The sequence below is a fragment of the Lonepinella sp. MS14435 genome (assembly GCF_042485795.1).
Classification (GTDB): domain Bacteria; phylum Pseudomonadota; class Gammaproteobacteria; order Enterobacterales; family Pasteurellaceae; genus Lonepinella.
Window position 1 is genome coordinate 2,186,751 of the sequence record NZ_CP169368.1, and the last position, 15,011, is coordinate 2,201,761.

At 41.4% G+C, this 15,011-nt stretch carries 8 protein-coding genes, 3 tRNA genes and 4 rRNA genes; 2 read left to right on the plus strand and 13 right to left on the minus strand.

Annotation, left to right across the window (positions count from 1 at the left end; translation table 11 throughout):
• Positions 1 to 44 precede the first annotated feature (44 nt).
• From mscL to nudE, 4 genes are all read right to left on the minus strand, one after another.
• Positions 45 to 431 (minus strand): large-conductance mechanosensitive channel protein MscL, encoded by a 387-nt coding sequence (gene mscL / locus O1Q80_RS10375; protein ID WP_386687631.1) that lies wholly within the window; start codon positions 429 to 431, stop codon positions 45 to 47.
• An 86-nt stretch (positions 432 to 517) separates the two neighbouring features.
• Positions 518 to 1,894, minus strand: coding sequence for a Trk system potassium transporter TrkA (gene trkA / locus O1Q80_RS10380; protein WP_386694910.1), 1,377 nt, complete (start codon positions 1,892 to 1,894; stop codon positions 518 to 520).
• A 206-nt stretch (positions 1,895 to 2,100) separates the two neighbouring features.
• Entirely contained in the window at positions 2,101 to 4,107 is a 2,007-nt protein-coding gene (locus tag O1Q80_RS10385) for an OPT family oligopeptide transporter (RefSeq protein WP_386694912.1), read from the minus strand.
• A 125-nt stretch (positions 4,108 to 4,232) separates the two neighbouring features.
• Positions 4,233 to 4,796 carry an ADP compounds hydrolase NudE gene (gene nudE, locus O1Q80_RS10390; RefSeq protein WP_386694914.1) on the minus strand — a complete coding sequence of 188 codons (564 nt, stop codon included), beginning with the start codon at positions 4,794 to 4,796 and terminating at the stop codon, positions 4,233 to 4,235.
• A gap of 72 nt (positions 4,797 to 4,868) precedes the next feature.
• Between nudE and hslR the strand changes: the two genes are divergently transcribed.
• Both hslR and hslO read left to right on the plus strand, forming a co-directional pair.
• Positions 4,869 to 5,297, plus strand: coding sequence for a ribosome-associated heat shock protein Hsp15 (gene hslR, locus O1Q80_RS10395; RefSeq protein WP_386687641.1), 429 nt, complete (start codon positions 4,869 to 4,871; stop codon positions 5,295 to 5,297).
• Positions 5,298 to 5,386: 89 nt separating this feature from the next.
• Positions 5,387 to 6,259, plus strand: a complete 873-nt coding sequence (gene hslO / locus O1Q80_RS10400; protein ID WP_386694916.1) for an Hsp33 family molecular chaperone HslO — start codon at positions 5,387 to 5,389, stop codon at positions 6,257 to 6,259.
• Between the two features lie 134 nt (positions 6,260 to 6,393).
• On the opposite strand, the gene nrdG is transcribed toward hslO, so the two are convergent.
• The 9 genes from nrdG to O1Q80_RS10445 all read right to left on the minus strand — a co-directional run bounded on the left by nrdG (position 6,394) and on the right by O1Q80_RS10445 (position 14,889).
• On the minus strand, positions 6,394 to 6,867 hold the full coding sequence (nrdG, locus tag O1Q80_RS10405; RefSeq protein WP_386694918.1) for an anaerobic ribonucleoside-triphosphate reductase-activating protein: 474 nt from the start codon (positions 6,865 to 6,867) through the stop codon (positions 6,394 to 6,396).
• 60 nt (positions 6,868 to 6,927) lie between these two features.
• Positions 6,928 to 9,054 carry an anaerobic ribonucleoside-triphosphate reductase gene (gene nrdD / locus O1Q80_RS10410; RefSeq protein WP_386694920.1) on the minus strand — a complete coding sequence of 709 codons (2,127 nt, stop codon included), beginning with the start codon at positions 9,052 to 9,054 and terminating at the stop codon, positions 6,928 to 6,930.
• Positions 9,055 to 9,254: 200 nt separating this feature from the next.
• A tRNA-Trp gene (locus tag O1Q80_RS10415) sits at positions 9,255 to 9,330 on the minus strand.
• A 35-nt stretch (positions 9,331 to 9,365) separates the two neighbouring features.
• Positions 9,366 to 9,442: transfer RNA gene (locus tag O1Q80_RS10420), tRNA-Asp, on the minus strand.
• Between the two features lie 11 nt (positions 9,443 to 9,453).
• Positions 9,454 to 9,569, minus strand: a 5S ribosomal RNA gene (rrf, locus tag O1Q80_RS10425).
• Positions 9,570 to 9,619: 50 nt separating this feature from the next.
• Positions 9,620 to 9,735 (minus strand): 5S ribosomal RNA (gene rrf / locus O1Q80_RS10430).
• A 212-nt stretch (positions 9,736 to 9,947) separates the two neighbouring features.
• A 23S ribosomal RNA gene (locus O1Q80_RS10435) occupies positions 9,948 to 12,839 on the minus strand.
• A gap of 208 nt (positions 12,840 to 13,047) precedes the next feature.
• Positions 13,048 to 13,123: transfer RNA gene (locus tag O1Q80_RS10440), tRNA-Glu, on the minus strand.
• A gap of 228 nt (positions 13,124 to 13,351) precedes the next feature.
• Positions 13,352 to 14,889, minus strand: a 16S ribosomal RNA gene (locus tag O1Q80_RS10445).
• The 16S, 23S and 5S rRNA genes sit together here with 3 tRNA genes alongside, the layout of an rRNA operon.
• Between the last annotated feature and the right edge of the window lie 122 nt (positions 14,890 to 15,011).

Below are 15,011 nucleotides of genomic sequence, written 5' to 3' on the forward strand. Positions count from 1 at the left end.
AACCCCGAAATTATTCGGGGCTCTTTTTAACATCTAATCAGAAATTATTTTTTCAATAATTCACGAATATCAGTAAGTAATTCTTCAGTTGTAGGACCAGCTGGAGCTGCTTCCACTGGTTTTTTCAATTTATTGATACCTTTTACCATCATAAAGATAGCAAATGCAATAATAATGAAATCAAATACGTTTTGGATAAACATACCATAATTTAAAGTTACTGCTGGCGTTTCGCCGACAGCTTCTGCTAATACGATTTTTAAATCTTTGAAATCCACACCACCAGTGAGAATACCTAATACAGGCATTACTACATCACCAACTAGTGAACTCACGATTTTACCAAATGCACCACCGATGATCACACCGACAGCCATATCAACTACATTGCCACGCATGGCAAATTCACGAAATTCTTTCATAAAGCTCATAAATCTTTTCCCTTATAAATTTAAATGTTAAAAAGAGTGTATATTATATAAATTTTGAGCATTTTGTATAGCTTTTTTGTATATTTTTAGATAAAAAACGTTGTCGGCTGAAATAGCTTTTCAATTTCTGACACTTGTTTTTTATCTGCAAGATAAACTACCACATGATCATTATCTTGAATAATCAAATCCTTACGGGCAATAATCACTTCGCCATTACGTAAAATTGCCCCGATTAACGCAGTATTTGGTAATTTTAATTCACTCACTTTCCGACCAATAATATTTGAACTGGTTTCATCACCATGTATAACCGCTTCTAATGCTTCTGCTGCACCATGACGAAGTGATGACACATTAATAATATCGCCTTTGCGAACATATCCTAGCAAGGCGGAAATAGTTGCCTGTTGTGGTGATACCACAATGTCCACTGCTCCACCTTGTATTAAATTGATATATGCCATGCGTTGAATTAGCACCATCACTTTCTTAGCACCAAGCCGTTTCGCTAATAAAGCTGACATAATGTTCGCTTCATCATCGCTCGTCAAGGAAATAAAAACGTCCATATTCTCAATTTGTTCTTCAAATAATAAACTGTAATCCGAGGCATCACCGTGAAAAACCAAAGTATTAGACAATTTTTCGGCTAATTGTGCTGCTCTTTCTGCATTACGTTCAATTAGCTTCACCGTACAATTATTCTCTAATTTTTGGGCAACGCTTAAACCAATATTCCCCCCCCCTGCAATCATGATGCGTTTATATGGACGTTCTAATCGCTGTAATTCAGACATAACCGCTTTAACGTGTTCAGTGGCACAAATAAACGTTACTTCATCACCAGCTTCAATAATAGTAGATGCTTGTGGACGAATGGCTTTATCTTGGCGAAAAATAGACACAATTCGACAATCTATATGCGGTAAATGCTCTCGCAAGGCAGAAATGGCATACCCCACTAATGGACCACCATAATAAGCCTTACACACCACTACACTAATTTTTTTATTCGCAAAATGTGCAACTTGTAATGCCCCAGGGTAATTAATTAAGCGAACAATATCTTCTGTTACTAGATTTTCAGGTGAAATAATATGGTCAATAGGGATAACATCTGGATTAAATAACTTTTCTTTTTCACGTAGATATTCTGCACTTCTAATTCGAGCAATCTTAGTAGGCGTATGAAATAGGGTATAAGCAATTTGGCTTGCCACCATATTAATTTCATCAGAATTTGTTACTGCTACTAATAAATCCGCATCTGTTGCACCTGCTTCACGCAATACACTTGGGAATGAGGCAGAACCAATAACTACTCGCAAATCGTGTTTATCTTGTAGATTAGCAAGGTGTTCAGGATTATTATCCACCAAAGTAATATCGTTATCTTCACTCACCAAGTTCTCTGCCAGTGTTGTACCAACTTGTCCAGCACCAAGAATAATTATTTTCACAGTTCGTTCCTATTTTCTTTCTCACACTAAGATATGCCAATATTAACAGAATTTAGACCGCACTTTAACTGTTCAATTCACTGACAAATATATGTTATAGATAATAACTTCGCTCTCTCCGTTTACGCAAAGAGTGAAGTTATAAACAAAAAATTTTTAGTTGATCAATAAACTAAAAACGCTCTCACTTGAGAGCGTTTATTATATTATTTTTTCGCTTTAAGTACACGTAATGTGAAAATTACGATACCAGCAGTAAAGACCATTAAACCGAGAATATCAGCAGTTTCTCCCCAGTTTTCTAAACTTAACGCCAATGGTGCATCTGAACCGCCAGAGGTTACTGAGCCAGCGATAATAAAGGCAAGCAATACGCCGATTAAACTTTCACCAACAATTAAACCCGCTGCAAATAAGGTGCCGTAACGTTCAGCATTTTTCTTCACTTCAGCTACATTTTTGCCAGTACGTTTTGCATAACTGTCTAAATGACGATTAATTAACCAAGCTAAAACCGCTCCAACCACAATCGGTGCATTCACTGACGGAGGTAAATAAATCCCCATACCAACTGCTAACGCTGGTAAGGCAAAACGATTTTTGGATGATTTTTTTAATAAGCTATCAATAATAATGAAAACTACGCCTAAACCGATACCAAAGAAGATATAACCCCATTCTAAATTATGTGAGAAAATACCGTTCGCAATGGTCATCATCAATGTTGCTTGCGGTGCAGAAAGTACTTGACTTGGATCCATACCTTCACGTGGAATTGCACCAGTAAAGCCATAAGAATAATAGAGAATATCAAGCACTGGAGCAATGACCAAGGCACCTACAATCACCCCGATAATTAACGCAACCTGTTGACGCCAAGGCGTTGCTTCAATTAAATAACCTGTTTTTAAATCTTGTAAATTATCGTTAGAAATCGCCGCTGTACAGATTACGATAGAACAGCTAAATAAGGTTAATGCTGTTAAGAATTTTTGACCTTCAGCCGTATCTAATACACCAGTAGATGACCCGATTAACATCAACACAATCGCCGTAATGACGACCGAAATAATACCGATACCAGAAATTGGACTAGATGATGAACCAACCAAACCCGCCATATAACCACAAGCCGCAGCCACTAAGAAACCGATCACAAAAGCCAGTAGTGTACAAACCACAATTAAGCTAATCGCTACCGCAGGCTCAATACTTACTGGTTGCAAGAAACTATATAGTGCCAATACAATCAATACCACCGAAATAATGCTGATATAAATCATCGCCTTAGGTGATAAATCTTGCGTAGTGCGGTCATTATTTTTGAAGTTTGGATCTCTTAACGCACGGAATGACTGGATCATACCTTGTGCCATCGGTTTCATTAACACTAATAATGTCCAAATTGCCGCAATACCGATCGTTCCTACCCCGATAAAACGTACTTTACTTTTCCAAATACCAACTGCATAACCGACCATATCAGCATCTACTGGCATTGGAGAAGCAGATGTAAAATACGGCACTGCTACGCCCCAAGCAATGAAGATGCCAAGTAAAATTGCGATACCCCCCACGATACCGACCAGATAACCCGCACCTAATAATGCCAACGAAAAGCCCATCGGTACTTGGAAAATTGCATTACCACCTTTAAACCAAAGACTCGCACCGTCAGCGATAACACGTAATCCGTTAGTGGCAAAACCCACGATGGCTGCAATCACACCGCCAGTCGCAATTTCTTTAATTCCGCTATCCGCAGAATGATCATCACCAGCTTTCAGAATTTCAGCGGCGGCAACCCCTTCTGGATAAGGTAAATCACTTTTTACCACCATAACATTACGTAATGGCACGGTAAAGATCACTCCCAAGACACCACCTGAAATACAGATCAATAGGGTTTGCCAGAATGGAAAACCTTGCCAATAACCTAGCATTAACATAGCTGGCAACACGAAAATTACCGAAGATAAGGTACCCGCAGATGAGGCTTGGGTTTGTACCATATTATTTTCAAGAATATTCGCATCTTTGAAAAATTTTAATACCGCCATGGAAATCACAGCAGCTGGAATGGAAGAAGCGAAAGTTAGCCCTACTTTCAATCCTAAATAAACATTGGATGCGGTAAATACTACCGTAATTAACGCTCCGAGAATTGTCCCTCTCAGGGTTAATTCTTTTAACGATTGTTGATTTGTTGACATTAATTTGTTCCTTGATTATAAAAAAGTGTTTTTATATTACTGCAATTTATCCTCATAAAGAAATAGCAGAAATATTCTCATATAAAATTTAACACAGTTTGTTAAAAAATATTTGTTTTTCTCCGTTATTTTTGTAAATTCTTTAAATAATCGCGTAAAACATAAACGGCAACCAAATTTCTACTTTCACTAAATTCACTATTGTTGATTAATTCATCCAACTTAACTAAAGGAAAACGCACAATCTCTAGCGGTTCAGGTTCATCTCCGACTAATTTTGATGGATAAAAATTTTGTGCCAATAAAATATGCATTGGATTATTCATAAAAGTGGGATTTGAGTTTACTGTACGCAAATGCACAAATTGATTTGCCGCTAAACCGAGTTCTTCTTGTAATTCTCGATTGGCACATTGCTCTGGTGTTTCTCCTTGTTCCATACCACCTTTACAAAAGCCGAGTTCATAGCGTTCCGTCCCGACAGCATATTCACGCACCATTAATAAATCCTCTCCCTCAATAGGTAATACCATCACGGCAGCACGACCAGAGGATTTAAAACGCTCATAAGTGCGGTGAATTCCATTCGAGAATTTGAGTTCAACCGATTGAATGGTAAATAAACGAGATTGGCAAGCCGTGCTAATCTCCAAAATTTCGGGTAATTTTTTTTCAGAAAATGATTTCATTTTATGATCTCTTGTTTTACAAAAAATAATAATCACGATACCATAAACTCATCACGGATTTAAGGAAAAATAATGGCAAATAACAAATCAAAAAAATCATATAGCGAATCAGATAAAGATGATGAGGTTCGTTTAGATAAATGGTTATGGGCAGCTCGCTTTTATAAAACACGTACCATTGCCAAAGAAATGATTGACGGAGGCAAAGTTCATTATAATGGTCAACGCACTAAACCGAATAAAACTGTGGAAGTGGGGGCTAACATTAAATTACGCCAAGGTAATGAAGAAAAAGAGATAAAAGTCACCGCACTTTCCACCCAACGCCGTGGTGCCCCAGAAGCACAATTACTGTATCGTGAAACAGAACAAAGCATCATTGTGCGAGAAAAAATGGCATTAGCTCGCAAAATGAATACTATGCCACACCCTGATCGCCGCCCAAATAAAAAAGAACGGCGTGAGTTAATTCAATTCAAACATCAAGATGATACCTTGTAAAAGGATAATTTAGCCTCATATAGCAATGTAAATCAAAAAAGTGTGCCAAAAAACACCGCACTTTTTATATTAAGGAATAAATAAACAAAATGACTGACTATACCAAAGATAATGATAAACTTTACCGCTACTTATTTCAAAACCGTGCGGTGCGTGGCGAATGGGTTCGCTTAAATCAAAGTTTTATGGATACATTAAATACACATCACTACCCCAAAGCCGTACAAAATTTACTCGGTGAAATGATGGTTGCCACAACCTTATTAACTGCCACATTGAAATTTAACGGCAATATTACCGTACAAATTCAAGGGGATGGTGCATTAAAACTCGCTTTAGTAAATGGTTCTGATAGCCAACAAATCCGTGCTTTAGCTCGCTTGCAAGGCGATATTACTGATGATATGAGTTTACACCAGATGATCGGCAAGGGTGTGTTAGTGATTACCATTGCTCCAACAGATGGTGAACGTTATCAAGGAGTGATTGCTTTAGACAAACCCACCATTACCGAATGTTTAGAAGATTACTTTGTACGTTCTGAACAGCTACAAACGCAATTAATTATTCGTACTGGTGAATTTGACGGCAAACCAGTTGCCGCAGGAATGTTGTTACAAATTATGCCTGATGGTCAAGGATCGCCAGAAGATTTTGAGCATCTAGCCACTCTCACAGCGACCATAAAAGATGAAGAAATTTTTGGTTTAAGCACTGAAGAAATGCTTTATCGCTTATACCATGAAGAAAGCGTAGAAATTTATCCTGCTCAGAACATCAAATTCCATTGCGGTTGTTCTGCTGAACGTTCTGGAGCGGCATTAATGTTGATTTCTAACGATGAAATTGATCAGATCCTTGCTGAACATAACGGTAGCATTGATATGCAGTGTGAATGCTGTGGGACGCATTATTTCTTTAATAAAGAAAAGATTAATCAATTAAAAACCAATAATAATTAGTTTTACGTTCCATATAAAAGTTAATCAACCATAACATTACATCTAATCTCGTACATCAGTACGAGATTTTTTTATAAGGCAAAGCCTTGACAAGCAATGTTAAAATTTCTTCGAAATTTTTCACCGCACTTTTATTAATCTATATCCTTTAACCGATATATTACCTGATTAGCCGAACCACGCCAAATCAAGCTAGGATCAGCTAGTTGTTGGATAAATTTACCATCAATTAACACATCAATATAGGGTAACATTTGACGTTGCTGATCATTAAGTTCCGCTAATTTATAACCTGTCCAGAGCCAAATATCTTTATCTGGGCATTGTTGTTTTACCCGTTTAACAAAAGGTAACAATGATTCCACATTGCGAGGGTGTAAGGGATCGCCGCCAGAAAGTGTTAATCCTTGGCGTTTAATTCTCGTATCTTGTAAATCCTGAATAATTTGTTCTTCCATCGCACGATTAAAAGGCAAACCCGCACTAAATGACCAACTTTTTTGATTATAACAACCTTTACAAGCATGTTCACAACCACTCACAAAAAGGGTACAGCGTGTGCCTTCGCCATTAACGATATCTACAGGATAATATTGTAAATAGTTCATATCATTAAAAAAGTGCGGTGCTTTTGACAAAAGTTTTCGGAAAAATACCGCACTTTGCCTTTACAAATGTTTGACTCGACGTTTCACTTCTTCTTGCTTACCTGGATTAAAAGGTCGAGCATCAGGACTACCTAAATAACCACATACACGGCGAGTCACCGATACGGTGTTGCTATCGTGGTTACCACATTTCGGACAGGTAAATCCTTTGCTCGTACATTCAAATTCACCTGAATAACCACAGAGATAACATTCGTCAATCGGTGTATTGGTGCCATAATAAGGGACTCGATCATAGCTATAATCCCATACATCTTCTAACGCTTTAAGGTTATGTTGGACGTTCGGATATTCACCATAACAAATAAAACCACCACTGGCTAAAGGCGGATAAGGCATTTCAAAATCCAGTTTATCGTATGGATTCACTTTCTTTTCAACATCTAAATGATAGCTATTGGTATAGTATCCTTTGTCAGTCACGCCATCAATTACACCGAACTTTTTCGTATCTAAGCGGCAAAAACGGTCACAAAGATTTTCACTTGGGGTCGAATAAAGGCTAAAGGCATAGCCTGTTTCTTCCGTCCATTGTTTAACCGCTTGATTTAAATACTTCACAATCTCAATCCCTTTTTCACGCAAATCCTGTTTATCAAAAATATGTCCTGCATGATAAAGGGCATTAACCGTTTCATAAATACCAATATATCCTAACGAAATAGAGGCTCGACCGTTTTTGAAAATATCCGCCACATAATCATCTGCTTTTAATCGTACGCCACAAGCACCCTCCATATATAAAATTGGGGCAACTCGAGCTTTGGTTTTTTCAAGCCGAGCAATGCGAGTAAGTAAGGCTTTTTTAGCCATGGCTAAACGCTGATCCAAAATGTGATAAAACTGTTGTTCTGAGCCTTCGGCTTCTAGGGCTATACGAGGTAAGTTTAAGCTAACCACACCTAGATTATTGCGTCCATCATGAATTTCTTGCCCATTTTCTACATATTTACCCAAAAAACTACGGCAACCCATCGGGGCTTTGAATGAGCCAGTGACTTTTACCACTTGATCATAATTTAAAATATCAGGATACATACGTTTTGAGGCACATTCTAATGCCAGCTTTTTAATATCATAATTGGGATCATTAGCAACTTGATTGACCCCTTTTTTAATCGTAAACACAAGTTTAGGGAAAACGGGCGTTTTATGATTTTTACCCAAACCACGAATACGATTACGTAAAATAGATTTTTGAATCAAGCGTTCCTGCCAACTTGTACCTAAACCAAAACCAAATGTCACAAAAGGCGTTTGACCATTCGCTGTATGTAAAGTATTCACTTCGTATTCTAAAGATTGGAAAGCATCGAAACATTCTTTTTCAATTAACGTTTGAGCGTAACCTTGCGGATCGGGAATTTGCCAATCTTGGGCAATCTTGAGCAATTTTTCATAACTAATTTGTACATAGGGAGCAAGGACTTCATCAATACGATTAATGGTTGTGCCGCCATAAATATGGCTTGCCACTTGAGCGATAATTTGTGCCGTAACAGCAGTTGCTGTGCCAATCGATCTTGGTGGCTCAATTTCTGCGTTCCCCATCTTAAAACCATGGGTTAGCATGCCTTTCAAATCCACTAGCATACAGTTAAACATTGGAAAAAATGGAGAATAATCTAAATCATGATAATGAATTTCGCCTTTTTCGTGTGCTTCAACCACATCTTTCGGCAATAAGTAATGTTTAGCATAATGTTTGGCAACAATCCCAGCCAATAAATCTCGTTGAGTCGGGATGACTTTGGCATCTTTATTCGCATTTTCGTTTAACACTTCCATATTCGTCTGTTCAATCAATCCCTCAATTTCTTGAGTAAGCAGACTACGTTTTTCACGAGCCAAATCACGATCATGACGATATTCAATGTAAGCTCTTGCTACTTGCGGGTATTCACTCGCCATTAATTTATTTTCTACAATATGTTGGATATGGCTAATATCAATGTCTGTTTTATATAAATTAAAAATCTCCTCACAAACTTGCTGACCAATTTTGTGATAATAGCGTTCATCTTGGATATTTACCGCTTTTGCCGCTTTTTTAATAGCATTAATAATACGTTGAATTTCAAAGCTAGCATGAGAACCATCTCGCTTTGTTACAGAAAAAGAAACCATACAAAACCCCAATATATTGTGCCAAATAAAAACAAAAACACTATATATAGATAAAGATTGAAATTCAAGGGGGAATATAAAGAAAGATTGATTAAGATCAAAGGGGAGAAATTAACCAATTAATTTAGTTGAAATTATTTAATACAGAAATCTTGAAAATTTTTGACCGCACTTTTACAAATCAATAGAAAATGGAAAAATGGCAGGGGCGGAGAGGCTCGAACTCCCAGCATTCGGTTTTGGAGACCGACGCTCTACCAATTGAACTACGCCCCTGTAAAGAGAAAGCTGATTAAATCAGCGAAATAAGTTGGCGGAATGGACGGGACTCGAACCCGCGACCCCCTGCGTGACAGGCAGGTATTCTAACCAGCTGAACTACCACTCCGCAAATAGGGTGATTGGCAGTGACCTACTCTCACATTGGGAAACCCAACACTACCATCGGCGTTACAGCATTTCACTTCTGAGTTCGGCAAGGGATCAGGTGGAGCTACTGCACTATTGCTGCCAAAAATTCTTATTTAGTTAGTTTACTCAATATGAATAAACTAAGTAAATAAACACCTGATGGCGACCTACTCTCACATTGGGATTCCCAACACTACCATCGGCATCACAGCATTTCACTTCTGAGTTCGGCATGGGTTCAGGTGGCACTACTGCATTATGACCATCAGGAAATCAGGGTTCAGATAAAACAGGTTTCAGACGGCTGTACCGTGTGTTATCCTGTATCCTACTTAATTCTTTCCTTTTTGTATTTTGTTCTTTAAATTTGAAACAAGCTGTCTGTTCGATTTTCTTTTTTGTCTGTTCGTTACTTTCACGCTCTTCAACTGTCTTCTGTCTTCTGACATCTGTCTTCTGAATCAAAACCACTTGAGCGTTGTATAGTTAAGCCTCTCGGGCAATTAGTACTGGTTAGCTCAATGACTCACATCACTTACACATCCAGCCTATCTACGTCTTCGTCTTAAACAACCCTTACACACTTCTGTGTGGGAGAACTCATCTCTTGGCAAGTTTCGTGCTTAGATGCTTTCAGCACTTATCTCTTCCGCATGTAGCTACCCAGCAATGCTTCTGGCGAAACAACTGGAACACCAGGGATGCGTCCACTCCGGTCCTCTCGTACTAGGAGCAGCCCCAACCAATTCTCCAACGCCCACGGCAGATAGGGACCGAACTGTCTCACGACGTTCTAAACCCAGCTCGCGTACCACTTTAAATGGCGAACAGCCATACCCTTGGGACCTACTTCAGCCCCAGGATGTGATGAGCCGACATCGAGGTGCCAAACACCGCCGTCGATATGAACTCTTGGGCGGTATCAGCCTGTTATCCCCGGAGTACCTTTTATCCGTTGAGCGATGGCCCTTCCATTCAGAACCACCGGATCACTATGACCTACTTTCGTACCTGCTCGACTTGTCCGTCTCGCAGTTAAGCTTGCTTTTACCATTGCACTAACCTGACGATGTCCGACCGTCATTAGCAAACCTTCGTGCTCCTCCGTTACTCTTTGGGAGGAGACCGCCCCAGTCAAACTACCCACCAGACACTGTCCGAATACCCGTTCCAGATATTTCGTTAGAACATCAAACGTTAAAGGGTGGTATTTCAAGGTCGTCTCCACTCAAACTGGCGTTTAAGTTTCTCTGACTCCCACCTATCCTACACATCAAAATTCAAGGTTCAGTGTCAAGCTATAGTAAAGGTTCACGGGGTCTTTCCGTCTAGCCGCGGGTACACCGCATCTTCACGGCGATTTCAATTTCACTGAGTCTCGGGTGGAGACAGCCTGGCCATCATTATGCCATTCGTGCAGGTCGGAACTTACCCGACAAGGAATTTCGCTACCTTAGGACCGTTATAGTTACGGCCGCCGTTTACTGGGGCTTCGATCAGGTGCTTCTCTTTCGATAACACCATCAATTAACCTTCCAGCACCGGGCAGGCATCACACCCTATACGTCCACTTTCGTGTTTGCAGAGTGCTGTGTTTTTAATAAACAGTTGCAGCCAGCTGGTATCTTCGACCGGTTCAACCTTCATCTGTAAAAGACTACAATCTACGCCGGCGCACCTTCTCCCGAAGTTACGGTGCTATTTTGCCTAGTTCCTTCACCCGAGTTCTCTCAAGCGCCTGAGTATTCTCTACCTGACCACCTGTGTCGGTTTTCAGTACGGTTTAGATAAACCTGAAGCTTAGTGGCTTTTCCTGGAAGTGTGGTATCAACAACTTCGCTCCCTTAGGAGCTCGTCATCACGCCTTAGTGTTGAATGGGGATTCGGATTTGCCTAAATCCCCCACCTACACGCTTAAACAGCCATCCAATAGGCTGCTTGCCTAACCTTCTCCGTCCCCACATCGCAATTTATCCAAGTACGGGAATATTAACCCGTTTCCCATCGACTACGCTTTTCAGCCTCGCCTTAGGGGCCGACTCACCCTGCCCCGATTAACGTTGGACAGGAACCCTTGGTCTTCCGGCGAACGAGTTTTTCACTCGTTTTATCGTTACTTATGTCAGCATTCGCACTTGTGATACGTCCAGCAAGCCTCTCGACTCACCTTCTTCCGCTTACACAACGCTCCCCTACCCAACAGTGTTACCACTGATGCCGCAGCTTCGGTGACTAGTTTTAGCCCCGTTACATCTTCCGCGCAGGCCGACTCGACTAGTGAGCTATTACGCTTTCTTTAAATGATGGCTGCTTCTAAGCCAACATCCTAGCTGTCTAAGCCTTCCCACTTCGTTTCCCACTTAACTAGTACTTTGGGACCTTAGCTGGCGGTCTGGGTTGTTTCCCTCTTCACGATGGACGTTAGCACCCACCGTGTGTCTCCTGAGTATCACTCTTCGGTATTCGCAGTTTGCATCGGGTTGGTAATCCGGGATGGACCCCTAGCCGAAACAGTGCTCTACCCCGAAGGTGTTCGCTCAAGGCTCTACCTAAATAGATTTCGGGGAGAACCAGCTATCTCCCGGTTTGATTGGCCTTTCACCCCCAGCCACAAGTCATCCGCTAATTTTTCAACATTAGTCGGTTCGGTCCTCCAATTAGTGTTACCCAACCTTCAACCTGCCCATGGCTAGATCACCGGGTTTCGGGTCTATACCTTGCAACTTGCCGCCCAGTTAAGACTCGGTTTCCCTTCGGCTCCCCTATTCGGTTAACCTCGCTACAAAATATAAGTCGCTGACCCATTATACAAAAGGTACGCAGTCACCTTACGGCTCCCACTGCTTGTACGTACACGGTTTCAGGTTCTATTTCACTCCCCTCGCTGGGGTTCTTTTCGCCTTTCCTTCACAGTACTGGTTCACTATCGGTCAATCAGGAGTATTTAGCCTTAGAGGATGGTCCCCCTATCTTCAGACAGAATTTCTCGTGTTCCGCCCTACTTGTTGTTAGCTTAGTACCATCAGTGTATTTTAAAATACGGGGCTATCACCCTGTGTCGCTGGACTTCCCAGTCCATTCTTCTTATTCACTGATTATCACTAACGGCTGCTCCGCTTTCGCTCGCCGCTACTCACAGAATCTCGGTTGATTTCTTTTCCTCGGGGTACTTAGATGTTTCAGTTCTCCCGGTTTGCCTTGTTAACCTATGTATTCAGTTAACAATAGTAGATTCTTCATCTACTGGGTTTCCCCATTCGGATATCTTGGATTAAACGCCTCTTATCGACTCATCCAAACTTTTCGCAGATTAGCACGTCCTTCTTCGCCTCTGATTGCCTAGGCATCCACCGTGTACGCTTAGTCACTTAACTATACAACCTCAAATGTTTTTTTAAGAACACTTGATATTGCGTTTCAACTAAACACTTGACTGCTTTTGTTCAGTCAAGATTTTTTTCTTCTACTCAGACTTTCTTTCGAAAATCTCTCAGTTTTCAGCTTGTTTCCAATTTTTTAAAGAACAATAAGAAAATAATATAGATAATCCATTTCTTGTTTATCTACCGAATCATCTTTAATTGGCGTCCCCACGGGGATTCGAACCCCGGTTACCGCCGTGAAAGGGCGATGTCCTAGGCCTCTAGACGATGGGGACAACAGGTAAAGATAATTTGTTGTCTTCGCACTTCTTTTTCGTTTCATTCGTTTCGCTTGCTCGACCTAGTAAGCAATAGTTTAAAGTGCGGTCTTTTTTTTCTTTCTTTTCTACTTTTTATCAAACAATCTGTGTGAACACTTGCTGTCGCTTCGTTTCTTAGAGTAACAATATCACAGTGACCTGACATTTCTGTCTTCTGTCTTCTGTCATCTGTCCTCTGATTACTAAGGAGGTGATCCAACCGCAGGTTCCCCTACGGTTACCTTGTTACGACTTCACCCCAGTCATGAATCATACCGTGGTAAACGCCCCCCTTCCGGTTAAGCTATCTACTTCTGGTACAACCCACTCCCATGGTGTGACGGGCGGTGTGTACAAGGCCCGGGAACGTATTCACCGCAACATTCTGATTTGCGATTACTAGCGATTCCGACTTCATGGAGTCGAGTTGCAGACTCCAATCCGGACTACGATGCACTTTCTGAGATTCGCTCCCCCTCGCAGGTTTGCCGCCCTCTGTATGCACCATTGTAGCACGTGTGTAGCCCTACTCGTAAGGGCCATGATGACTTGACGTCATCCCCACCTTCCTCCAGTTTATCACTGGCAGTCTCCTTTGAGTTCCCATCACTACATGCTGGCAACAAAGGATAAGGGTTGCGCTCGTTGCGGGACTTAACCCAACATTTCACAACACGAGCTGACGACAGCCATGCAGCACCTGTCTCATAGCTCCCGAAGGCACAAACTTATCTCTAAGTTCTTCTATGGATGTCAAGAGTAGGTAAGGTTCTTCGCGTTGCATCGAATTAAACCACATGCTCCACCGCTTGTGCGGGCCCCCGTCAATTCATTTGAGTTTTAACCTTGCGGCCGTACTCCCCAGGCGGTCGATTTATCACGTTTGCTACGGGCACCAAGCCTAAAGCCCAATCCCCAAATCGACATCGTTTACAGCGTGGACTACCAGGGTATCTAATCCTGTTTGCTCCCCACGCTTTCGCACATGAGCGTCAGTATCTTCCCAAGGGGCTGCCTTCGCCTTCGGTATTCCTCCACATCTCTACGCATTTCACCGCTACACGTGGAATTCTACCCCTCCCTAAAGTACTCTAGCTACCCAGTCTGAAATGCTATTCCAAAGTTAAGCTCTGGGATTTCACATCTCACTTAAGTAACCGCCTGCGTGCCCTTTACGCCCAGTTATTCCGATTAACGCTCGCACCCTCCGTATTACCGCGGCTGCTGGCACGGAGTTAGCCGGTGCTTCTTCTGTAGTTAACGTCAATTAGCTGTTCTATTAAAACAACTACCTTCCTCACCACCGAAAGAACTTTACAACCCGAAGGCCTTCTTCATTCACGCGGCATGGCTGCGTCAGGGTTACCCCCATTGCGCAATATTCCCCACTGCTGCCTCCCGTAGGAGTCTGGACCGTGTCTCAGTTCCAGTGTGGCTGGTCATCCTCTCAGACCAGCTAGAGATCGTCGGCTTGGTAGGCCTTTACCCCACCAACTACCTAATCCCACTTGGGCTCATCTTATGGCAACTGGCTAAAAGTCCCAGTCTTTAATCTTCCGATATTACGCGGTATTAGCTACAGTTTCCCGTAGTTATCCCCCTCCATAAGCCAGATTCCCAAGCATTACTCACCCGTCCGCCACTCGTCAGCAAAGTACAAGTACTTCCTGCTACCGTTCGACTTGCATGTGTTAAGCCTGCCGCCAGCGTTCAATCTGAGCCATGATCAAACTCTTCAATTTAAGTTCGATCGCTCAATAAACTGCTTGCTTCTAAATCTTTCTTCTCACTCTCAAAAAAAATGAAAAGTTAATGAATTTCTAAGTTAAGCACCTATCAAGACTTCAAGTTTTATTTAATTTTT